At 70.2% G+C, this 21,011-nt stretch carries 19 protein-coding genes; 17 read left to right on the plus strand and 2 right to left on the minus strand.

All coding sequences use genetic code 11. From position 1 onward, the window contains the following. Positions 1-4 precede the first annotated feature (4 nt). The 5 genes from COA07_RS09380 (at position 5) to COA07_RS09400 (ending at position 4,181) form a co-directional block, all read left to right on the plus strand. The gene (locus COA07_RS09380) at positions 5-1,333 is read left to right on the plus strand and encodes a metal-dependent hydrolase family protein (protein ID WP_096640851.1); all 1,329 of its coding nucleotides are present in this window, start codon (positions 5-7) and stop codon (positions 1,331-1,333) included. A 131-nt stretch (positions 1,334-1,464) separates the two neighbouring features. Further along, positions 1,465-1,731, plus strand: a complete 267-nt coding sequence (locus COA07_RS09385) for a DUF2312 domain-containing protein (protein WP_066484246.1) — start codon at positions 1,465-1,467, stop codon at positions 1,729-1,731. Positions 1,732-1,887: 156 nt separating this feature from the next. Beyond that, a complete protein-coding gene (locus tag COA07_RS09390; RefSeq protein ID WP_066711622.1) occupies positions 1,888-2,418 on the plus strand; it encodes a PilZ domain-containing protein in 531 nt (176 codons plus the stop codon). Between the two features lie 92 nt (positions 2,419-2,510). Beyond that, the gene (locus COA07_RS09395) at positions 2,511-3,764 is read left to right on the plus strand and encodes a DNA/RNA non-specific endonuclease (RefSeq protein ID WP_066711621.1); all 1,254 of its coding nucleotides are present in this window, start codon (positions 2,511-2,513) and stop codon (positions 3,762-3,764) included. 33 nt (positions 3,765-3,797) lie between these two features. Then, entirely contained in the window at positions 3,798-4,181 is a 384-nt protein-coding gene (locus COA07_RS09400) for a hypothetical protein (protein ID WP_141396498.1), read from the plus strand. 244 nt (positions 4,182-4,425) lie between these two features. Here the strand turns inward: COA07_RS09400 and COA07_RS09405 are convergent, their stop codons facing one another. After that, positions 4,426-5,892: an ATP-binding protein gene (locus tag COA07_RS09405; protein WP_066711619.1), complete on the minus strand. Its 1,467-nt coding sequence runs from the start codon at positions 5,890-5,892 to the stop codon at positions 4,426-4,428. Positions 5,893-6,017: 125 nt separating this feature from the next. Here COA07_RS09405 and COA07_RS09410 point away from each other — a divergent pair, with 125 nt between their 5' ends. From COA07_RS09410 to COA07_RS09435, 6 genes are all read left to right on the plus strand, one after another. Further along, entirely contained in the window at positions 6,018-6,761 is a 744-nt protein-coding gene (locus tag COA07_RS09410; RefSeq protein WP_066711618.1) for a YebC/PmpR family DNA-binding transcriptional regulator, read from the plus strand. 291 nt (positions 6,762-7,052) lie between these two features. Next, entirely contained in the window at positions 7,053-7,559 is a 507-nt protein-coding gene (gene ruvC / locus COA07_RS09415; RefSeq protein WP_066711617.1) for a crossover junction endodeoxyribonuclease RuvC, read from the plus strand. Next, on the plus strand, positions 7,556-8,152 hold the full coding sequence (gene ruvA / locus COA07_RS09420; RefSeq protein ID WP_096640853.1) for a Holliday junction branch migration protein RuvA: 597 nt from the start codon (positions 7,556-7,558) through the stop codon (positions 8,150-8,152). Before ruvC ends, ruvA begins: the two co-directional genes overlap by 4 nt. Positions 8,153-8,230: 78 nt before the next feature. Continuing rightward, on the plus strand, positions 8,231-9,277 hold the full coding sequence (gene ruvB / locus COA07_RS09425; RefSeq protein WP_066711997.1) for a Holliday junction branch migration DNA helicase RuvB: 1,047 nt from the start codon (positions 8,231-8,233) through the stop codon (positions 9,275-9,277). A gap of 51 nt (positions 9,278-9,328) precedes the next feature. Beyond that, positions 9,329-9,676, plus strand: coding sequence for a DUF3060 domain-containing protein (locus COA07_RS09430; RefSeq protein WP_066711995.1), 348 nt, complete (start codon positions 9,329-9,331; stop codon positions 9,674-9,676). A 208-nt stretch (positions 9,677-9,884) separates the two neighbouring features. Continuing rightward, the gene (locus COA07_RS09435) at positions 9,885-10,334 is read left to right on the plus strand and encodes a hypothetical protein (RefSeq protein ID WP_141396499.1); all 450 of its coding nucleotides are present in this window, start codon (positions 9,885-9,887) and stop codon (positions 10,332-10,334) included. 15 nt (positions 10,335-10,349) lie between these two features. Here COA07_RS09435 and COA07_RS09440 read toward each other — a convergent pair whose 3' ends face one another. Then, entirely contained in the window at positions 10,350-10,805 is a 456-nt protein-coding gene (locus COA07_RS09440) for a TM2 domain-containing protein (protein ID WP_066711991.1), read from the minus strand. Between the two features lie 122 nt (positions 10,806-10,927). On the opposite strand from COA07_RS09440, the gene ptsP reads away from it, so the two are divergent. The 6 genes from ptsP to COA07_RS09470 all read left to right on the plus strand — a co-directional run bounded on the left by ptsP (position 10,928) and on the right by COA07_RS09470 (position 20,957). After that, entirely contained in the window at positions 10,928-13,198 is a 2,271-nt protein-coding gene (ptsP, locus tag COA07_RS09445) for a phosphoenolpyruvate--protein phosphotransferase (RefSeq protein WP_066711989.1), read from the plus strand. Positions 13,199-13,355: 157 nt separating this feature from the next. Beyond that, positions 13,356-14,258 carry a helix-turn-helix domain-containing protein gene (locus tag COA07_RS09450; RefSeq protein ID WP_096640855.1) on the plus strand — a complete coding sequence of 301 codons (903 nt, stop codon included), beginning with the start codon at positions 13,356-13,358 and terminating at the stop codon, positions 14,256-14,258. Between the two features lie 59 nt (positions 14,259-14,317). Continuing rightward, entirely contained in the window at positions 14,318-15,253 is a 936-nt protein-coding gene (locus COA07_RS09455; RefSeq protein ID WP_373853934.1) for a tetratricopeptide repeat protein, read from the plus strand. Between the two features lies 1 nt (position 15,254). After that, entirely contained in the window at positions 15,255-16,259 is a 1,005-nt protein-coding gene (gene tilS, locus COA07_RS09460) for a tRNA lysidine(34) synthetase TilS (protein ID WP_083956994.1), read from the plus strand. A 63-nt stretch (positions 16,260-16,322) separates the two neighbouring features. Next, the gene (ftsH, locus tag COA07_RS09465) at positions 16,323-18,293 is read left to right on the plus strand and encodes an ATP-dependent zinc metalloprotease FtsH (protein ID WP_066712725.1); all 1,971 of its coding nucleotides are present in this window, start codon (positions 16,323-16,325) and stop codon (positions 18,291-18,293) included. A gap of 126 nt (positions 18,294-18,419) precedes the next feature. After that, positions 18,420-20,957 (plus strand): TonB-dependent receptor, encoded by a 2,538-nt coding sequence (locus COA07_RS09470; protein WP_169924228.1) that lies wholly within the window; start codon positions 18,420-18,422, stop codon positions 20,955-20,957. Positions 20,958-21,011: the final 54 nt, after the last annotated feature.

The following is a 21,011-nucleotide window of genomic DNA, read 5'->3' on the forward strand; positions in this document are numbered from 1 at the left end:
GACGATGCTGAAGACGATCGCTACCGCCATGGTGCTGGCCATGGCCGCACCCGCCGTCGCGCAACCCGCGGCGGCGCCTGCCGCGGCCGCACCGGCGACGGTGGCCTATATCCACGCCGGCGCGCTGCTGGACCGGCCGGGCCAGCCGCCGCGCGGCAACAGCACGATCGTGGTGCGTGACGGCGTGGTAGCGGAAATCCGCGACGGCTTCGTCGCGCCGCCGGCGGGCGCCACGCTGGTCGACCTGTCGCGCCGGTTCGTGATGCCGGGCATGATCGACATGCACGTCCATCTGTGGGGGATCGGCGGCGATCCGCTGCGCGAGCGGCTGGCGCGGATGACCACCGACGATGCCGACGACATGATGACCAGCGTCGCCAATGCGCGAAAGACGCTGGAGGCGGGCTTCACCACCGTGCGCGACCTGGGCGGCGACGCGCGCGGCATCCGCGCGCTGCGCGACGCGATCGAGCGCGGCGACGTTGCGGGGCCGAGCATCGTCAACGCCGGGCAGATGATTTCGGTCAGCGGCGGGCATGGCGACGGCACCAACGGGCTGGCGGAGGAATGGGCCGATGCGGTCCACGCGCACCAGATGAACGTGTGCGACGGGGCGGACGAATGCCGCCGCGCGGTGCGCCGGCAGGTTGGGCTGGGCGCGCAGGTCATCAAGTTCGCGGCGACCGGCGGCGTGCTGTCGAACGTCGCCGGCGGGCTGGGCCGAGCGATGACCCCCGAGGAGATGCGCGCGATCGTCGAGACCGCGCATGCGCTGGGGCGCAAGGCGACCGCGCACAGCCATGCCGCCGAAGGTACGCGCGCCGCGCTGGAGGCCGGGGTCGATTCGGTCGAGCACGCCAGCTATCTGGACGACGACACGATCCGGCTGTTCAAGGCCAAGGGCGCCTGGCTGGTGCCGACCGAGATCGCGCCGATCGCCGCGCTGGCGCAGGCGCGGTCCGGCGCGCTGCCCCCGGCCACCATCCCCAAGGCGGAGGCCGCCGCCGCCGCGATGCACGCCAGCCACAAGCGTGCCTTCGCGGCGGGGGTGAAGTTCGCGTTCGGCACCGACACCGGCGTGTCGAAGCATGGGGGCAACGCCACCGAATTCGCGCAGCTGATCGACCTGGGCATGACGCCCGCGCAGGCGATCCGCAGCGCCACGGTGGATGCCGCCGACCTGCTGGGTCGCGACGACCTGGGGCTGCTGGCGCCGGGCAAGCGCGCCGACATCATCGCGGTGTCCGGCTCCCCGCTGGAGGACGTGACGCGGCTGGAGCATGTCGATTTCGTCATGCATCGCGGGGTGGTGGCCAAACGACCTGCCGCGTAAGGCTTGAGCGCGGCGGCGCGGGACGATAGACGCGCCGCCGCACCGGACAATCGGGGTTTCATGACGCCGTCCGCCGCAAGCGCGATTCGCGCCCGGCGCGGGCGGCGTCCGGCATTTGGGGACGAAGGCACATGGCGGAAGAACGTGGCGAAGGCATGGGCGGCGGGCATGTGGCGGCCGACGAACTGCGGCTGCTGATCGAGCGCGCCGAGCGGCTTGAGGAAGAAAAGAAGGGTATCGCCGACGATATCAAGGACGTCATGGCGGAGGCCAAGAGCCGCGGCTACGACGCCAAGGCGATCCGCAAGATCCTGCAGATCCGCAAGAAGAAGCGCGAGGAATATCAGGAGGAACAGTCCATCCTGGAAGTGTACATGCAGGCGCTGGGCATGATCTGACGCGCGTGTGCGGGGGTGCCGCCGACGCGGCGCGGCTCCCCTGCGCAGCGGCGATCACAAAGGTTTGCAAAGGCGCGCTTCGACCGTCCGTTAACCCCATCTTCTCGATTTTAACGCATCCGGGATGCTGGATGACGTAACCGGGGAAGCACGATCGTGCTGGCGAAGATGCAGGCGGGCTTTCGGCCCCGTGAGGAGCGGATCACCGTCCTCATCCCGTCGCGGATGCGGCTGGGCGCGTCGTGGGTCGACGTGGTCATCCACAACGTATCGTCGCGCGGGTTCATGGCCGGGTGCGACACCCCGCCGGAACCGGGCGCCTATATCGAGGTGCGCCGCGGCACGATCGTGCTGGTCGGGCGCGTGCGCTGGGGCAAGGGGCGCTTCTTCGGCGTCCAGACGCAGGACCGCATCTCGATCAAGGCGCTGATCGACGAACCGCGCCACGCCTCCCGCCCGGTCAAGACCGACGAGCATCAGGCGCAGGAACGCCGCGCCGAGACGCGGATGATGCACGAGGCGCGGATGGCGCGCCGCGTCGAGCGGTCGCGCGCGTTCTCGTCCGCGTTCCAATATGCGATCATGGGGCTGGCCGGACTGGCCGCGGCCGGGCTGGGCGCCAGCTTCGTCTACGACAGCCTGGTCAAACCGACCGCCACGCTGAGCCGCGCGCTGGACGTCAAGTAACGCCACGCCGGCCGGGATAGTCGTTCCGACTATCGGCCCGCCGACCACGATCTGCTTCAAGGCGCCCGGTACATGTCGTCCGGGATGAAGCCATGGTCGCCCTCAATGCCCTGTCAGGACATGCCGCCGGCGGCGCCGCGCCCTCCGGCGATGACGCTGCGGCGCTGACCACACAGGCGCGCGCCGGCGGCACGTTCGATGCTGCCGCGCTCGCCACCCGGCTGACGACGCTGGCGCAGGGCGATCCGCAGCGCGCGGGCGCGCTACGGACGCAGGTCGAGGCGCGGCTGACCGCGGTGGAGCGCGGCGAACTGGCGCGCGCGCTGGATGCCGGCAACGACAATGGCCCGGCGCCGGGGGCGGCAGCGCCGGCCGGGGTGGCCGGGCCGGATCCGGTGCAACTGGGGCTGGACCTGGGCCAGATGGCGCTGGACATCACCGGCATCGTCGATCCGACGCCGATCTCGGACGGGACGAATGCGGTTGTGTCGGTCGGGCGGTCGATCGGCTCGGCCATTTCGGGCGATTGGGGCGGGGCGGGCGGCCATCTGGGCAATGCCGGCATCTCCGCGCTGGGCATCGCGGTCGGCGTCGGCGATCTCGCCAAGCTGGGCAAGGTCGGCAAATGGGCGCAGACCGTCAGCGATTCGGTCGCTGCGATCGCGCACAATCCGGCGTTGCGCAGCACGCTGGCGCCGGCACTGGAAAAGGTGCGCGATGCGATCAACGCGATCCCCGATGGCGCGCTCGCCAAGCTGCCTGCCGGTGCGCGGGATTCGATAATGGCGACGCGGCGTCAGCTGGATGATTTCTTCGCCGGCGGCACGCAGGCGACGGCGCGGGCGGGCGTCCACAGCGCGAAGATCGGCGCCAATTCCGCCGAATGGACGCTGAACGCCGCGGGCGAGCCGACGCGCGTCACCGCGACGCTGCGCGAGCTTCAGCCGGCGGGGACGCCGCGCGGTAAGGCGGAACTGGACGCGCAGGACAGCGTGCGCGGGCGCGGGAAGGCGGACGACGATGCCGGCCATGTCATCGGCCACCGCTTCCTGGGCGATCAGGGAACGCGCAACATGTTCCCGCAGAATTTCAACTTCAACCGTTCCGCCTACAAGAAGCTGGAGAACGAATGGGCCGACTGGATCGGCCACGGCGGGACGGTGAAGGTCAACGTCGAACTGATCGGCGGGAAGGCGGGGCGCCCGGACCAGGTCGGCGTCAGTTACGAGGTGTTCAACGATGCGGGGCGCCGCGTCTTTGACAATCAGGAACTGTTCGCCAATGCTGCCGGGCAGGTGTTCGATCGCGTGCCCGCCGCCGAGATGAGCGCGCGGCTGGCGCGGTGACGGCCGGTGATCGCAAGTGATATGGGTGTGGTGATGACGCAGACGGCCTTCGACCAGCGGCGCGCCGACGAACTGGTGCAGGAGATCGGCAGCGAGATCGTGCGCGGATCGAAATTCGCGGCGCGCCCGTGGGAACGGATCGTGGTGGTGGCGCAGGTCGCCGAGCGGACGCGGCTGTTCGGCTATGTCTATTGGGGGGACGAATGGGAAGCGGCGACCCCGGACGGGTTCCGCGCGCTGACGCTGTTCCAGGAACTTCGCGATGCGACCGTGGTGGCGGGGGGCGAGGGCTGGAAGAAATGCCTGGTCCGCATCGACCGTGCGAGCGGGCAGATCGACATGGAGTTCGACCGCGACGGTACCCGCTGGGTACCCGACGCGGCGGACCCCGAGGGGTTTGCGAAAAGCCTGCGGTAAGGGCGCGGAACGCGTCGCGCCAGCGCAGGCTGGGGCCTTTAACCGTCGGGACGCAGGAAAATCCCGTCCTTCGCAAGACCTCTGCAATCGTCGGTTTGCCTACCGCTTACGCCCGTCACCCCGGCGAAAGCCGGGGTCCATGGTGCCGCAAGAGTATCGGATTTTGCGTTCGCGGAAGCGTGGATGCCGGAACAAGTCCGGCATGACGGGGGCGCAAGGATCCCAGCCTTCGCCGGGAGGACGGTTACGCCGCCGCTTCGGCCGCGGCGGTGGTCCAGCCCAGGTGCGGGATGGTGATCGAGCGTTTGCCGGCCATGTCGGTGCGGGTCACGAACAGGTCGCGGCTTTCGATATAGCCGATCAGCCGCCGCACCCGCCCGATCGAGCTGGTGCCGTAGGTCGCGGCGATCGCCTCGTCGGAGGGGCAGGGTTCGTTGTCGCGCGCGGCCTTGGCGACCAGCAGGAACGCGCCGAGCATGTCGTCGGGCAGCCCCTGCGCCAGCGCGAGCGCGCCCGACCATTCGTCGGCATGAGGATCGAAGATGCCGGCGCGGGCGCACGACAGCCGGCGGCTGAACGCTGGCAGATCGAGCGCGGGGCGGGCGATGCCGGCCATGCGGCAGCGGACCTGGAAATCCTGGAACAGCACCGCGGCGGGGCGCCCGCCCGCCTCGTCATCCTCGACGATCGCGCGCAGCACGTCGGCATAGACCGCCTCCACCTCGGCATCCGACCGTTCGGGCAGCGTCGGGGCGGGGACGGCCGGCGCTGCGGGGGTGGCGATGTCGGCGATCAGTTCCTGTTCGGGAACGCGGCGCGGGCGCGGATCGAACGTCATCGGCAGCGTCGGCGCCGCCTCCGGCGTCATGTCGAGCAGCGCCTGCACGTCGACCGCATCGGCGCTGGGCAGCGGCACCAGCTTGGGACTGCCGCTGCGCGCCTGCGTTTCCACCGCGCCGATCCTGACGGTGATCGGGCGGCGCGACACCGCGGGGCCGAGCGCCAGGAAGGTGCCGCGCGCCAGGTCGCGGATCACGTCCGCCTGCCGCCGTTCCATCCCCAGCAGGTCGGCGGCGCGGGCCATGTCGATGTCGAGGAAGGTGCGCCCCATCAGGAAGTTGGACGCCTCCGCCGCGACGTTCTTCGCCAGCTTGGCCAGCCGCTGGGTCGCGATGACGCCGGCCAGCCCGCGCTTGCGCCCGCGGCACATCAAGTTGGTCATCGCCGACAGCGACGCGCGGCGCACCTCCTCCGCCACTTCCCCGCCGGTGGTGGGGGCGAACAATTGCGCTTCGTCCACCACCACCAGCGCGGGATACCAATGTTCGCGCGGCGCATCGAACAGCGCGTTGAGGAAGCCGGCGGCGCAGCGCATCTGCCCCTCCGCCTCCAGCCCCTCCAGGCTCAGCACCACGCTGGCGCGATGTTCGCGCAGACGGGCGGCGATGCGCGCGATCTCGCACTCGGCATAGTCCGCGCCCTCGATCACGACATGGCCGTAGCGGTCGGACAGCGTGACGAAATCGCCCTCCGGGTCGATCACCACCTGTTGCACCTGCCCGGCGGACCTTTCGAGCAGGCGGCGCAGCAGGTGCGACTTGCCGGACCCGGAATTGCCCTGGACGAGCAGACGGGTGGCGAGCAGTTCTTCGAGATCCATCGTCACGGGCGCGCCCGACGTATCGGTGCCCATGTCCACGCTGACTGTCATTGTGCCGCCGCCTTTGCCCGATCGCGGGGAGTCGGGGCAAGCGCGGTTTTGGCATCGCGCGCCCCGGCTCTGGCATCCCGCGCCGCCCCGCGATAAAGCCGCCGGATTCCCCGGTAGAGGCAGTCATGGCAGGCCATTCGAAATTCAAGAACATCATGCACCGCAAGGGCGCGCAGGATAAGAAGCGCTCGAGCATGTTTTCCAAGCTGTCGCGCGAAATCACCGTCGCGGCCAAGATGGGCCTGCCCGATCCCGACATGAACCCGCGCCTGCGCGCCGCGATCGCCGCGGCCAAGGCGCAGTCGATGCCCAAGGACAATATCCAGCGGTCGATCGACAAGGCGTCGCGCGGGGATGCGGAAAGCTACGAGGAAATCCGCTACGAAGGGTTCGGCCCCGGCGGCGTGTCGCTGATCATCGAGGCGCTGACCGACAATCGCAACCGCACCGCCACCAACGTGCGCACCGCGGTGTCGAAGAACGGCGGCAACCTGGGCGCGTCCGGTTCGGTCAGCCACGGGTTCGACCGCATGGGCCTCATCACCTATCCGGCGAGCGCGGGCGATGCCGAGAAGGTGTTCGAGGCGGCGCTGGAAGCGGGCGCCGAGGACGTCACCTCCAGCGAGGACGGCCACGAGATCTGGACCGAGCAGGGCGCGCTGCACGAAGTCGCCAAGGCGCTGGAGCCCGTGCTGGGCGAGGCCGAGGGCGCGAAGCTGGCATGGCGTCCGCAGACGATGGTCGACGTGGCGGAGGACGACGCCGCGACGCTGTTCAAGCTGATCGACGCGCTGGACGACGACGACGACGTCCAGACCGTGTGGGGCAATTACGAAGTGGCCGACGAGGTGATGGCGAAGCTGGGGTGATGGCGAAGCGGGGGTGACGTCAAAAGCCCCTCCCCTTCAGGGGAGGGGTTGGGGTGAGATGCCCCACGCAGCGTCGCGACAGGCGAAAACGTCCCGTGGTTTGTTCGCGCAGAGACGCCGAGGCGCAAAGAGGTCGTTCATGCCGCGACGTGGCTTTCTTACCGGCAAGGCATGGCGCAGCCGCTGCGCTGAAGCGCGATACGCGCTGCGAACGGATACCCTCTGCGTCTCTGCGCCTCTGCGCGAACATCCCTTCTTTCCCACGCGGCCGGCGCGTCGCGCGCCGCCCTCATGTTGATCCTCGGCCTTGATCCCGGGCTTGGCACCACCGGCTGGGGGGTGATCCGCGCCGAGGGCAATCGCCTCAGCCATGTCGCCAACGGGCAGATCCGCACCGATCCGTCCGCGCCGCTGCCGCGCCGGCTGGCGAATCTGTACGGCGCACTGGTCGACGTGATTCGGGCCGAGCGGCCCGATGGCGCGGCGGTGGAGGAGGTGCTGGGCAACACCAATGCGCAGTCGACGCTGAAACTGGGGCAGGCGCGCGGGGTCGTCCTGCTGGCGTCGGCGTCGGCGGGGCTGGCGGTCGGCGAATATCATCCCTCCACCGTCAAGAAGGCGGTGGTCGGCACGGGCGGCGCGGAGAAGCGGCAGATCCAGGCGATGATGGCGGTGCTGCTGCCGGGCGCGAAGCTGGCCGGGCCGGACGCGGCGGATGCGCTGGCGGTCGCGATCTGCCATGCGCATCACGTGGCGAGCGCGCAGGGCATGATGCGGCGGGTAAGGACGGACATATGATCGCGCATCTGAAGGGCCGGCTCGATTCGACGGGTGTCGACCATGCGGTGATCGACGTCGGCGGCGTCGGCTATCTGGTCGGCGCGTCGAGCCGCACGCTGGCGGCGATCGGTCCGGTGGGGGAGGCGGCGACGCTGTTCACCGAAATGCTGGTGGGGGAGGATTTCATCCGCCTGGTCGGCTTTTCCAGCGCGGGCGAGCGCGACTGGTTCCGCCTGCTGACCGGCGTGCAGGGCGTCGGCGCGCGGGTGGCGCTGGCGATCCTGTCGGCGCTGGAGCCGAACGACCTGGCGCGCGCGGTGATGGCGCAGGACAAGGCGACGGTCGCGCGCGCCAACGGCGTCGGCCCGAAGCTGGCCGAACGGATCGTGCGCGAGTTGAAGGACAAGGTCGGCGGGGTTGCGATCGGCGCGGCGGCGGCGGCGCAGGTGGTGCCGGCGGGCGCGGGCGCGGATGCGGTGTCGGCGCTGCTGAACCTGGGCTTCCGCGCGCCCGAGGCGGCCGCCGCGGTGGCCGCGGCGGAGGAGGAATTGGGCGCGGTTGCCTCGCTGGACGCGCTGGTGCGCCTCGCGCTGCGCAAGGCGGCGAAATAGCCGGCGATCAAATAGCCGGCGATCAAATTGCCGGCGCGGGGGTTTGATCGCGGCGCGGCGCGCGCTACGGAACGAACCGTGACCGACGACGACGATACCGACCGGCTGATTACGCCCGCCCGCCGCCCGGAGGATGTGGATGCGGCGCTGCGCCCCCGGCATCTGGACGAATTCGTCGGGCAGAAGGCCGCGCGCGAGAACCTGCGCGTGTTCATCCAGGCGGCGCGCGCGCGCGGCGATGCGCTGGACCATGTGCTGTTCTTCGGCCCGCCGGGGCTGGGCAAGACCACGCTGGCGCAGATCGTCGCGCGCGAGATGGGCGTCGGCTTTCGCGCGACGTCCGGCCCGGTGATCGCCAAGTCGGGCGATCTGGCGGCGCTGCTGACCAATCTGGAGGACGGCGACGTCCTGTTCATCGACGAGATCCACCGCTTGCAGCCCGCGGTCGAGGAAGTGCTGTACCCCGCGATGGAGGATCGCGCGCTGGACCTGATGATCGGCGAGGGGCCGTCGGCGCGCAGCGTGCGCATCGACCTGCCGCGCTTCACGCTGGTCGGCGCTACGACGCGGCAGGGGTTGCTGACGACGCCGCTGCGCGACCGCTTCGGTATCCCGATCCGGCTGCAATTCTACACCGTCGACGAACTGGAGCGGGTGGTGACGCGCGCCGCCGGGCTGCTGGACATGGGGATCGCGCGCGACGGCGCGACCGAGATCGCGCGCCGTTCGCGCGGCACCCCGCGCATCGCCGGGCGGCTGCTGCGCCGGGTGCGCGACTTCGCGGCGGTGGCGGGGGCCGAGGTGGTGGACGCCCCGATCGCCGACCGCGCGCTCGACCGACTGGAGGTCGACCGGCTGGGGCTGGACGCGATGGACCGCCGCTACCTGACGATGATCGCCGACATCTATCGCGGCGGACCGGTCGGCGTGGAGACGCTTGCCGCCGGCCTGTCGGAACCGCGCGACACGATCGAGGAAGTGATCGAGCCGTATCTGATCCAGCTGGGGCTGGTCGCCCGCACCGCCCGCGGGCGCGTGTTGAACGCGGGCGGGTGGAAGCATCTGGGGCTGAACCCGCCGGCGGGATCGCAGGACGGGCTGTTCGATCCGCGCGACGAAGGGTGAACCCTTGCCCCGCCATCGCGTTTTGACCCGCATCAGGAACGGGAGAGAGACATGCGCGCGATAATCGGACTGAGCGCCCTGGCCGCGTCGGCAATGCTGGCGACCGGCGGCACGGCGGCGGCGCAGGCGGTGCATGAGGGTGCCGGGGCCGAAATGCCGATGACCTGCGAGGATGGCGAGGCGCACATCACCGGCGCGAGCAACCGCATCACTGTGGAGGGGCCGTGCCGCCTGCTGGTGATCGAGGGCGCGAGCAATATCGTCACCGTCGACCTGACCGCCGATGCCGCGATCCGCGTGACCGGCGCCAGCAATCGCGTGACATGGCGCGCGCCGGGCAATGCCCGCCCGCGGATCAGCAGCACCGGGGCAGGCAATGTGATCCGGCGGATGCGATAAGCGAGGCGTTTCGTATCCCTGCCGAACCTGTCTGTTGCGTGCCGGACGTGTTGTATTTGCTCCGCCTGTCGCAATGATCCGTCCCGATCTTCATCGCATCACGAAGATTTCATGACGGCCGATGAAATATCGGTAATCTTCGCCAATCCCATTATTGCCCTCATTCCATTGATGATATCGATCATGCCTCGACCATGAGGTGATGCCGATGCGTGCTGTTCAGTCGATCGCGACCGTTGTTTCGCTGGTGATGGCGGCGCAGGGTGCCACCGCGCAGACCTATGTCGTCCAGCGTCTTCCATCGGCGCCGCCCAAAAGCGTTCAGGCCATCAAGCTCTCCAAGGAAGCGATGGCCGGGCAGAAAATCCGCTTGTGGTCGGCGGTGCTGCTCAATCCCGATTGCACGCCATCCGGCACGATCACGTCGCGCGTGATCGATTCGCCGCAGCACGGGCAACTCGACATCGTCGATGCCCCGACCTTCCCCAATTACCTGCCGCCCAATCCGCGTGTCGCGTGCGACCGCACGGCGGTCCCGGGCAAGCAGGTGTTCTACACGCCCGCCGCCGATTTCCACGGGCGGGACCACATGGTCTTCCAGAATGCGACGTCGGACGGCTATGTCCGCCGCTTCACCGTCGACGTGCGTGTCGAGTGAGTGGCGGCCGGCGCGTCAGCGCGGATAGCGGGCGTAGCGCGCGGCGAATTCCTGGTCGGACATCATCAGGTAGCGGATTGCGTCGATCAGCGCCCACGGCCCGGTCAGGATCAGGCCGAGCATCGACAGGCTGAGCAGCAGCATCGCCACCCCCGATCCGTTGCGGCCCAGGTAAAAGCGATGGATGCCCAAGGTGCCGAGGAAGAAGGCGAGCACCGCCGCGACATATTTGTTGCGGTCGCTGACCGGCAGCGCGGGGGCCGCCGGCGCGACCGCCGGTGTCGGGACGGCCGGCAACGGAAAGACGTTGAGCGCGCGGGTGTCGCTGGTTTCAAAATCCACCGTCTGGCCGACCGCGGGTTCGCCGGCGGGCGCCCAATCCTCGGGCAGGAAGGTGTAGCGGCGCCCGTCGTCGCCCGCCAGCAGCCCGTGCCCGGTCCGAACATCCACCCCCAGAACCTGCCCGCGCATTCCCGTCCCTTCCCGCCTTTCGTTCGCCGCGCCATGTTGGCATCGCCGCGGCGGAACGCAACGCGGCGCCGTGGTGAAAATGCTGCGTGGCACCCAAGCCCTGCGTCTGTTAGCCGTGGGCCATGCCCGTGTCAGCCGCCCGTTCCGCCCGCGAGATCCTGGTCAACCTGCATGACGTGATGGCCGCGCGATCGAACGCGCAGGCCAAGCTGAATTCGGTGGTGGAGATCATCGGCGAGGCGCTGGATAGCGAGGTGTGCTCGATCTACCTGCTGCGCGAAGGCGTGCTGGAACTGTACGCGACGCGCGGGCTGGACCCGCAGGCGGTGCACGTCACCAAGCTGGCGCTGGGTGAGGGGCTGGTCGGCACGATCGCGGCGAACGGCGAGGTGCTGAACCTGGACGAAGCGGCCAGCCACCCCGATTTCGCGTACAAGCCGGAAACGGGCGAGGACCGGTTCCACAGTTTCGCCGGCGTCCCGATCATCCGGCGCGAGCGCGCGGTGGGGGTGCTGGCGGTGCAGCACGCCGACCCGCGCCGGTACGAGGATGTCGAGATCGAGGCGTTGCAGACGGTGGCGATGGTGCTGTCGGAATTGATCGCCAATGCCGGGCTGATCGACCAGGGCGGGCCGAAGGACCGGCCGCAGTCGACCGCGCCCACGCGCATCGCCGGGCAGAAGCTGGTCGACGGCATGGCCGCGGGCTGCGCGGTGTTCCACCAGCCGCGCATCCACATCGAGCACACCGTCGCCGAGGATACCGAGGCGGAACGCCACCGCGTCTATGCCGCGTTCGACAAGATGCGCGAGCAGATCGACCGCATCGCGCGCGAGGCGGAATTCGGTGTCGGCGACGAGCATCAGGAAGTCATCCAGACGTACAAGATGTTCGCCTATGACGAAGGGTGGTCGCGGCGCATCAACGAGGCGATCGACAGCGGGCTGACCGCCGAGGCCGCGATCGAGCGCGTCCAGCAGCGTACCCGCCAGCGGATGCGCGAGATCGACGATCCGCTGCTGGCCGACCGGATGCACGACCTGGAGGATTTGTCCAACCGGCTGCTGCGCATCGTCAGCGGGCAGATGGGCACCGCCGCGCAGCTGGGCCTGCGCCAGGACACGATCCTGATCGCGCGTAACCTGGGGCCGGCGGAGCTGCTGGAATATGACCGCCGCCGGTTGAAGGGCGTGGTGCTGGAGGAAGGGTCGCTGACCGCGCACGTGACGATCGTGGCGCGCGCGATGGGGGTGCCGGTGCTGGGCCGCGTGCGCGACGTGCGCCGGCTGATTGCGGAGGGCGACCTGCTGCTGCTCGACGTGACGGAGGCGACGCTGACCGTGCGTCCCTCCGCCGCGATGGAGGAGGCGTTCGACGCCAAGCTGATCGCGCGGCAGAAGCGCAAGGCCGCCTATGCCGCACTGCGCGACGTCGCGCCGGAGACGAAGGACGGCCACCGCGTGACCGTGATGGTCAACGCCGGGCTGCGCGACGACGTGGCGGCGCTGGACGTCACCGGCGCGGACGGGATCGGGCTGTTCCGCACCGAATTCCAGTTCCTGGTGTCCGCCACGCTGCCGCAGCGCGAGCGCCAGCAGCGGTTGTACCGCGAGGTGCTGGACGCCGCGGGGCCGCGGCCGGTGATCTTCCGCACCGTCGATATCGGCGGCGACAAGGCGCTGCCGTACCTGACCAGCGTCGATGCGGACGAGGAGAATCCGGCGATGGGCTGGCGCGCGCTGCGGCTGGCGCTGGAACGCGACGGGTTGATGAAGGCGCAGGCGCGCGCGCTGCTGGAGGCGGCGGCGGGGCGCACGCTGAACGTGATGTTCCCGATGGTGTCGGAGGCGTGGGAATTCGACCAGGCGCGCGACCTGTTCGAAGCGCAGCGCGCGTTCCTGTCCGGGCGCGGAAAGCGGATGCCGCTGGAGATCCGCTATGGTGCGATGCTGGAGGTGCCGGCGCTCGCCTACCAGCTCGATCTGCTGCTGCCCAAGGTCGATTTCCTGTCGATCGGCACCAACGACCTGACGCAGTTCCTGTTCGCCGCCGATCGCGCCAACCCCAAGCTGGCGGAACGCTACGACTGGCTGTCGCCGTCGATCCTGCGCTTCCTGAAGGCGGTGGCGGAGCCGGCGCGCGCGGCGGGCGTGCCGCTGGGGGTGTGCGGCGAGATGGGCGGGCGCCCGCTGGAGGCGATGGCGCTGATCGGGCTGGGGATCGACCGGTTGTCGATCACCCCGGCGGCGGTGGGGCCGATCAAGGCGATGATCCGGTCGCTGGACCATGACGCTTTGGTCGGCTTCGTGGGCGAATTGCTGGTGCATCCGCCCGCCGACATGCGCGGCGCGCTCGCCGGCTGGGCGGCGGCGCACGGCGTCGAGCTGGCCTGACGGTAGGGCGGGCGGGCAAAAGCGGGTGGCCGGGGCGGCTTTGCGACAAAGCGAGCCGGGACGCACGACGGGGATCGGTTGACACCCACGGGACGCTTTGGGAGACGAACGCTTTCTCCGCGAGCAAACGGGGATGGCGCGGGGGTCGGAGACGATAATGAGCGATGGTGAGCATCCCGCACAGGCGGCAGCGGCGCCGGGCACGGTCGGTGCCCGGCTGCGCGCCGCGCGCGAGGCGCAGGGCTTGTCGGTGGCGGAGGTCGCCGCGCGGACCCGCGTGACGCAGCGGTTCCTGGAAGCGCTGGAGAACGACCGGCTCGATCTGCTGCCCTCGCCCACCTATGCCTCCGGCTTCGCGCGCGCCTATGCCCGGGCGGTCGGGCTGGACCCGGCCGACGTCGGGCGCGACATCCGCGGGGAACTGGCGCGCGGCGCGATGCCGATCCGCCAGCACCATATCGAGGAGATCGCCGATCCGGCGCGCGGGCCGTCGCGCGGGGTGGTGATCGTCGCCGCCGGGCTGGCGCTGGCGGTACTGGTGCTGGGGCTGCTGTGGCTGTCCACCGGCATGATGCGCGGCACGCAGGAGGCGCCCGCCGCCGCCGTGTCGCCCACCCCGGTCGCCGCCAGCCGCCCGGTCCCCGCCGCCAGCACCGCCGCGCCCGCGGGCAAGGTGGTGCTGACCGCGCGCGACGAGGTCTGGATGCGCGTCTACGACGCCAACAACCAGACGCTGTTCCTGGGCACCAAGAAGAAGGGCGAGACGTTCGAGGTGCCCGCCACCGCCGACCGCCCGATGATCAACGTCGGCCGTCCCGACCAGCTGTCGATCACCGTCGACGGGCGCGAGGTGCCGGCGCTGGGCGACGGCAAGCGCGCGATCAAGGACGTCGGGATCAGCGCCGCGGCGCTGGCGGCGCGCGGCGGCGGCGCGGCGACGCCGGCCGCGGCCCCGACGGCGCGGCCGACCGCGCGCGCGACCGGAACGACGGGCGGCGTGCCGGCGGCCTTCCAGTCGCCGGCGCCGACCGCCGCGACGGCGACGAACACGCCGGATTGAGCCGCACATATCCTGCTTCAGGCTGGCGACAGCCGCGCGGGGGTGATTATGGTCGCGGGATGAGCGACGCCGGGGGTATCGAGGGCATGAACAGGTTTCTGATCGGGGCGGGCATGGCCGCCATGCTGGCGACGGGTGTGGTCGTGCCGGCCGGCGCGCAGCAGGGCGCGCCGCTGGAAGGGCGCGTGGGCCGGTTGGAGAGCGAGATGCGCGCGGTGCAGCGCAAGGTGTTCCCGAACGGCGCCGGGCAGATGGTGGAACCGCAGATTTCGCCCTCCACCCCGACGCCCTCGCCGGTCGGCGTGCCGGCCAGCAGCGCGGTCGCCGATCTGTCATCGCGCGTCACCTCGCTGGAACAGCAGATGGCGTCGATGACCGGGCAGATCGAGATGACGCAGCACAAGCTGCGCCAGCTGGAGGAGCAGTTCGCCGCCTATCGCACCGCCACCGATGCGAAGCTGTCCGCCGCGCCCGCTGCGTCCGGTGCCGTCCCGGCGGCCGACGTCGCCGCGACCGGCGACGTGCGCGTGCCGACCGCACCGCGCCCGGCGTCCACGCCGACGCCGGCCGCTGCCGTTGCCGGGGTGGAGAAGCCCAACACCGGCGATGCGGCGGAGGATGCCTATCTCTACGGCTATCGCCTGTGGTCGGCGAAGAAATATCCGGAGGCGCAGGCGCAGCTGAAGAAGATGGTCGCCGACTATCCCAAGAGCCGCCGCGCCAGCTTCGCACAGAACCTGCTGGGGCGCGCCTATCTGGACGATGGGAAGCCGAGCCTGGCGTCGATCGCCTTCTACGACAATTACAAGAAGTATCCGGACGGCGAGCGCGCGCCCGACAGCCTGTTCTATCTGGGCAGCGCGTTGATGAAGCTCAACAAGCCGGCGGATGCGTGCAAGGTCTATGGCGAGTTGACCGACGTGTACGGCGACAAGATCTCCGCCGGCATGAAGGCCGATGTCGCCAAGGCGCGCACCGCCGCCAAGTGCAAGTGAGATGACCCCGGTGCCGCCGCCCGACGCGGCGGTGGCGCGGTTTCGCGACGATCTGGCGCGCGTGACGGCGGCGGCGTTCGACGGCGCGACGACGCCCGCGCAGGTGCGGATCGCGCTGGCGGTATCGGGCGGGGCGGACAGCATGGCGATGCTGGCACTGGCCGCCGCCGCCCATCCGGGGCGGGTCGTGGCGGCGACGTTCGACCATCGCCTGCGCGCCGGATCGTCGGACGAGGCGGCGATGGTGGCGCGCGCCGGTGCCGCGCTGGCGGTACCGCACCGCACATTGGCCCCAATTGATGCGATCGCGGGCAGCAGCATCCAGATGCGCGCGCGGGTCGCACGCTATGCCGCGCTGGTGGACTGGGCCGCCGCGGAGGGTGCGGCGGTGTTGCTGACCGCGCATCACGGGGACGACCAGGCCGAGACGCTGCTGATGCGGCTGAACCGCGGTGCCGGGCTGTCGGGGCTGGCAGCGATCCGGCCGTGGCGGTTCGATGGCGGCGTGGCGGTGTTGCGCCCGCTGCTCGGCTGGCGGCGGGCGCAGCTTCGCGAAGTGGCGCAGGCAGCGCAGATGCCGTTCGTGGACGATCCGTCGAACGACGACCCACGTCACGACCGGACGCGGATGCGCGCGCTGCTGGCCGCCGCCCCGGCGCTGGACCCGGTACGGCTGGCGGCATCGGCGGCGTGGCTGGCGGAGGCGGAGGCGGTGCTGGCGCGGCTGGCCGAGCGCCTGTGGAAGGAACGCTGGCGCGGCCCCGACCGTCCGTTCGCGGTGGCGCAGGAGGAGCGCGAGCTGCGCCGCCGGCTGGTGCGCCGCGCGATCATCGCGGTGCGCGAGTCGGCCGCCATCGTCCTGCCCGCATTCGACGATTCGACCAATGTCGAGCCGCTGCTGGACGCGCTGGAGGCCGGGCGCGGGGCGGTGCAGGGCGGGGTGAAAGTGTCCCCGGCGCCCGCAGGATGGCGGTTTTCGGTGGCTCCACCGCGTCGATCAGTCTGACCGACGTTGTTCCATTGCCATTAACCCTCGCCGCCCTACATTGCGGATGACGAAAGGTAGCGCATGAACGACAACGATCGGCAGCCCAATGGCGAGAATGGCGGCGGTGGCCCCAATCCGTGGATGAAAAGCCTGCTGATCTGGGTCGGCGTGCTGTTGTCGCTGGCGCTGGTGGTGACGGTGCTGGGCGGCGGCAATTCGACCGCGCAGGGCAACACGATCGCCTATTCGACCTTCCTCGACAAGGTGGACGAGGGGACGGTCAAGAGCGTCAACGTATCGCGCGACATGATCTCCGGCACCTTCTCCAGCGGCGACAAGTTCCGCACCTATCCGGTGCAGGATTCGGGCCTGATGGACCGGCTGCGCAAGTCCGGCGTCGAAGTGGCGGGCAAGCCCGAGGAAGGCCCGTCGATCTGGCTGCTGATGCTCTATAATTCGCTGCCGTTCCTGCTGTTCATCGGCATCGCCTTCTTCGTGCTGCGTCAGATGCAGAAGGGCGGCGGCGCCGGCGGCGCGATGGGCTTTGGCAAGAGCCGCGCGCGAATGCTGACGCAGAAGGAAGGCAAGGTCACCTTCGACGACGTCGCGGGCATCGACGAGGCGCGCGCCGAGCTGACCGAGATCGTCGATTTCCTGAAGGACCCGTCGAAGTTCGCGCGGCTGGGCGGTAAGATCCCGAAGGGCGCACTGCTGGTCGGGTCGCCCGGCACCGGCAAGACGCTGCTGGCGCGCGCCATCGCGGGCGAGGCGGGCGTGCCGTTCTTCACCATCTCCGGTTCGGATTTCGTCGAGATGTTCGTCGGCGTCGGGGCCAGCCGAGTGCGCGACATGTTCGAACAGGCCAAGAAGAGCGCGCCGTGCATCGTCTTCATCGACGAGATCGACGCGGTCGGCCGGCATCGCGGCGCGGGGCTGGGCAACGGCAACGACGAGCGCGAGCAGACGCTGAACCAGCTGCTGGTCGAGATGGACGGTTTCGAGGCGAACGAAGGGATCATCATCGTCGCGGCGACCAACCGCCCCGACGTGCTCGATCCCGCGCTGCTGCGCCCGGGCCGGTTCGACCGGCAGGTGGTGGTGCCGCGCCCGGATATCGAGGGCCGCGTCAAGATTCTGGAAGTGCATATGAAGAAGGTGCCGCTGGCACCCGACGTCGATGCGCGCACGATCGCGCGCGGCACGCCGGGCTTCTCCGGCGCCGATCTTGCCAACCTCGTCAACGAAGCCGCGCTGATGGGCGCGCGCAAGGGCAAGCGGCTGGTCGCGATGGCCGAATTCGAGGAGGCCAAGGACAAGGTCATGATGGGCGCCGAGCGGCGTTCGATGGTGATGACCGAGGACGAGAAGCGGATGACCGCCTATCACGAGGCGGGCCATGCGATCGTCGCGCTGCACGAGCCGGCGTCCGATCCGATCCACAAGGCGACGATCATTCCGCGCGGCCGTGCGCTGGGCATGGTGATGCGCCTGCCGGAACGCGACAGCTACAGCTATCACCGCGACAAGATGTACGCGAACCTGGCGGTGGCGATGGGCGGGCGCGTGGCCGAGGAGATCATCTTCGGCTATGACAAGGTATCGTCGGGTGCGTCGGGCGACATCCAGTACGCCACGGGGCTTGCCCGCGACATGGTCACCAAATGGGGCATGTCGGACAAGGTCGGCCCGGTCGAATATGCCCAGCCGGAGGGCGAAAGCTTCCTGGGTTATTCGTCCAGCCAGCCGGTGCGCATGTCCAACCAGACCGCGCAGCTGATCGACGATGAGATCAAGTCGATCGTCGAAGGCGGGCTGCACCGCGCCAAGCAGGTGCTGACCGACCACAGCGACCAGCTGCACACGCTGGCGGGCGCGCTGCTGGAATATGAGACGCTGTCGGGCGAGGAGATCAAGCGCCTGATCGCGGGCGAGGATATCGGCCGCCAGGATCAGGGACCGAAGACGCGGACGGTGCCGACCGCGGGCACCTCCATCCCCAAGACGCGGCGTCCGTCGGGACCGTTCGGCAATCCGTCGCCGGCCGGCGCGTAAGCGTAGCTTCCGATATAGAAGGAGAGGGCGGTCCCGCGGGGCCGCCCTTTTCGTATGGGCGCCTTATTGCGGCCCCGAAACCATGGTGTCTCGGTCCCGGTGAGGCAGCGGTGGAGCGGGCGGATGATGTCGAGGGCGATCCGTGCGGGCGCGCTGGTGCCGCTGGCGCTGGGCGCCACGACCGCCGCCGCCGCCGCCGCGCAGGCGGAGCGTGACGAGAACCCGCGCGCCGACGTGATCGTCACCGGCAAGCGGCTGCGCGGATCGGCGATCGGCGAGGTCGCGCCGGTCGCCGCGCTCGACGCGCAGGCGCTGCGCGCGCTGGGCGCGACCAATATGAAGGAACTGGCCGACCGGCTGAAGCCGCTGGCGCAATCGGTGACGGGCGAGGATCCGGCCTATCTGCTCAACGGGCGGCGCATCTCGGGCTTTGCGGAGGTGCAGAACCTGCCGCCCGAGGCGATCGAGCGGACCGAAATATTGTCCGAACAGGACGCGCCCCGCTTCGGCTTTTCCCCGACCGTGCGGGTGATGAACGTCATCACGAAAAAGCATTTCCGCGCGCTGTCGACGGTGCAGGCGAGCGGCACGACGACCGCGGGCGGCGGGGCGACCAGTTACAGCGAGGCGAGCGCGACGCGGATCGACGATGCGCGGCGTGCGTCGCTGACCCTGTCCTATTTCCACTTCACCCCGGTCTTGCAGTCGCAGCGCGATATCGCCGCGGACCCCGATACGCCGTTCTCGCTGGTCGGGACGGTGGCGCGCGCCGACGGGGGGAGCATCGACCCGCGGCTGGACGCGCTGGCGGGACGCGCCGTGACGCGCGCGGCGGTGCCGGGCGACCCGGCGCTGCGCCCCATCCTGGCGGCGTATCGCGCGGCGGCGGGATCGGCGGACATCAACCCCTATCGCACGCTCCAGTCGCGCGTCGACACGCTGCGCCTCGACGGGACGATCGGCGCGCCGCTGAGCCGCACCATCGACGCCTCGCTCAACATTAATGCCGAGGGGCAGCGGCAGGGCGCGCTGACCGGACTGGCGCCGGTGACGCTGGTGGTGCCCGCGGGCAACGGCGCATTGCCGTTCGCGGACGACCTGCTGCTGTCGCGCTATCTGCCGGGCGATCCGCTGCGGCAGCGTACGACCAGCCTGACGCTGCATTCCGGGGCGACGGTGCAGGGTGGCTGGGGCGACTGGGCGTGGAACGTCACCGGCAGCTACGACCGTGCGCGACAGGCGGTGCGATCCGATCAGGCGCTGGTCCCCGGCGCGTGGCAGGACGCGGTGAATGCCGGGGCCGATCCGTTCGGCGCGCTGCCCACCGACGCCGCGACGCGCATCGCGGTCGCCAGCCGTACCGTGACGGGGACGGTCGCGGGCAAGGCGGTGGCGAACGGCCCGGTGCTGCGCCTGCCCGCCGGGCGTGTGCAGGTGACGCTGGCGGCGGGCTATGTCCGGTCGAACAGCGAACCGGCGGGGGGGAATGGGGCGGCGTCACCGGCGCTGACGCGCACCAGCCGCGACGCGAGCATCGCCGCCACCGTGCCGATCGCTTCGGCGGAGCGCGGTGCGCTCGGGTTCGTCGGCAAACTGTCCGCCAACGGCACGATCGGGGTGGCGGACGTGTCGGATTACGGGCGGCTGACCAGCAGCAGCTACGGCCTTGCCTGGGCGCCGGCGCGGCCGGTGCAGGTCACGCTGTCGGTCAGCGACGCCGCGACCGCGCCGGCGATCGCGCTGCTGACCGCGCCGCTGGTGACGACCCCCAACGTGCCGGCGTTCGATTTCGCGACCGGGCAAAGCGTGCTGGCGACGACGACGATCGGCGGCAATCCCGCGCTGGCCGCCGAACGCCGGCGGGTGACCAGCGTCGGCGTGACGGTGTCGCCGATCAAGGCGCGCGAATGGCGTGTCGGCCTGTCCTATGTCGACACGAGTATCCGCAACCAGGCGTTCGCGCCGACCGACGCGAGCGCGGCGTTGCAGCGGGCCTTCCCCACGCTGTTCGGGCGCGATCCGGCGGGGGCGCTGTCGACGCTGGACCTGCGCTCGCTCAACCTGGCGCGCGAGCGGGAGCGCAAGCTGTTGCTGACCACCGATCTGTCGACGCCGCTGGGGCGTAAGCCGCCCGAACCGGCGAAGCGGGCCGAAGGCGACACGACCACGCCGCCGCCCCCACCCCCGCCGAAGCCGCGCCCGACGATGTACATGAACGGCACGCTGACTTACCGGCTGGACGACCGCGTGACGCTGCGCGACGGGCAACCGGCGCTGGACCTGCTGGCGGGCGATACGCTGGATGGCACCGGCGGGCGACCGCGCTGGCAGCTGGACGGGACGGTCGGCGGGACGATCGGGCCGTTTACCCCCGGTCTCTATGCACGGATCCAGGGTCCGACGCGTGCGCGCAGCACGATCGCGGCGTCGGACCTCAGCTATTCCGGGCGGACGTGGCTGGTGGCGTATGTCACGCTCGACGCGGGTGCGCTGGTGGCGCGGCCGTGGGCGAAGCGGCTGTCGGTGGCGCTGGTCGCCGAAAACCTGCTCAACAGCCGCATCGCGGTGCGCGACCGCACCGGGGCGACCCCCTATCGCTACCAGCCGGGGCTGATCGACCCGCTGGGGCAGCAGGTGCGGATCATGGCGCGCAAATTGTTCTGAGAGTTTGTCTGGAAAAGCGCCGGTGCCGCCTAAAAACTCGCCTTTCGGCGAGTT

Source organism: Sphingomonas adhaesiva (assembly GCF_002374855.1).
GTDB classification, from domain to species: domain Bacteria; phylum Pseudomonadota; class Alphaproteobacteria; order Sphingomonadales; family Sphingomonadaceae; genus Sphingomonas; species Sphingomonas adhaesiva.

Bases quoted from the DNA above. Each gene is read 5' to 3' on its own strand.
- COA07_RS09380 (WP_096640851.1), top strand. From the start codon at position 5: ATGCTGAAGACGATCGCTACCGCCATGGTGCTGGCCATGGCCGCACCC.
- COA07_RS09385 (WP_066484246.1), top strand. From the start codon at position 1,465: ATGGCGGAAGAACGTGGCGAAGGCATGGGCGGCGGGCATGTGGCGGCC.
- COA07_RS09395 (WP_066711621.1), top strand. From the start codon at position 2,511: ATGGTCGCCCTCAATGCCCTGTCAGGACATGCCGCCGGCGGCGCCGCG.
- COA07_RS09400 (WP_141396498.1), top strand. From the start codon at position 3,798: ATGACGCAGACGGCCTTCGACCAGCGGCGCGCCGACGAACTGGTGCAG.
- COA07_RS09405 (WP_066711619.1), bottom strand. From the start codon at position 5,892: ATGACAGTCAGCGTGGACATGGGCACCGATACGTCGGGCGCGCCCGTG.
- COA07_RS09410 (WP_066711618.1), top strand. From the start codon at position 6,018: ATGGCAGGCCATTCGAAATTCAAGAACATCATGCACCGCAAGGGCGCG.
- ruvC (WP_066711617.1), top strand. From the start codon at position 7,053: ATGTTGATCCTCGGCCTTGATCCCGGGCTTGGCACCACCGGCTGGGGG.
- ruvA (WP_096640853.1), top strand. From the start codon at position 7,556: ATGATCGCGCATCTGAAGGGCCGGCTCGATTCGACGGGTGTCGACCAT.
- COA07_RS09430 (WP_066711995.1), top strand. From the start codon at position 9,329: ATGCGCGCGATAATCGGACTGAGCGCCCTGGCCGCGTCGGCAATGCTG.
- COA07_RS09435 (WP_141396499.1), top strand. From the start codon at position 9,885: ATGCGTGCTGTTCAGTCGATCGCGACCGTTGTTTCGCTGGTGATGGCG.
- COA07_RS09440 (WP_066711991.1), bottom strand. From the start codon at position 10,805: ATGCGCGGGCAGGTTCTGGGGGTGGATGTTCGGACCGGGCACGGGCTG.
- ptsP (WP_066711989.1), top strand. From the start codon at position 10,928: ATGCCCGTGTCAGCCGCCCGTTCCGCCCGCGAGATCCTGGTCAACCTG.
- COA07_RS09450 (WP_096640855.1), top strand. From the start codon at position 13,356: ATGAGCGATGGTGAGCATCCCGCACAGGCGGCAGCGGCGCCGGGCACG.
- COA07_RS09455 (WP_373853934.1), top strand. From the start codon at position 14,318: ATGAGCGACGCCGGGGGTATCGAGGGCATGAACAGGTTTCTGATCGGG.
- tilS (WP_083956994.1), top strand. From the start codon at position 15,255: ATGACCCCGGTGCCGCCGCCCGACGCGGCGGTGGCGCGGTTTCGCGAC.
- ftsH (WP_066712725.1), top strand. From the start codon at position 16,323: ATGAACGACAACGATCGGCAGCCCAATGGCGAGAATGGCGGCGGTGGC.
- COA07_RS09470 (WP_169924228.1), top strand. From the start codon at position 18,420: ATGTCGAGGGCGATCCGTGCGGGCGCGCTGGTGCCGCTGGCGCTGGGC.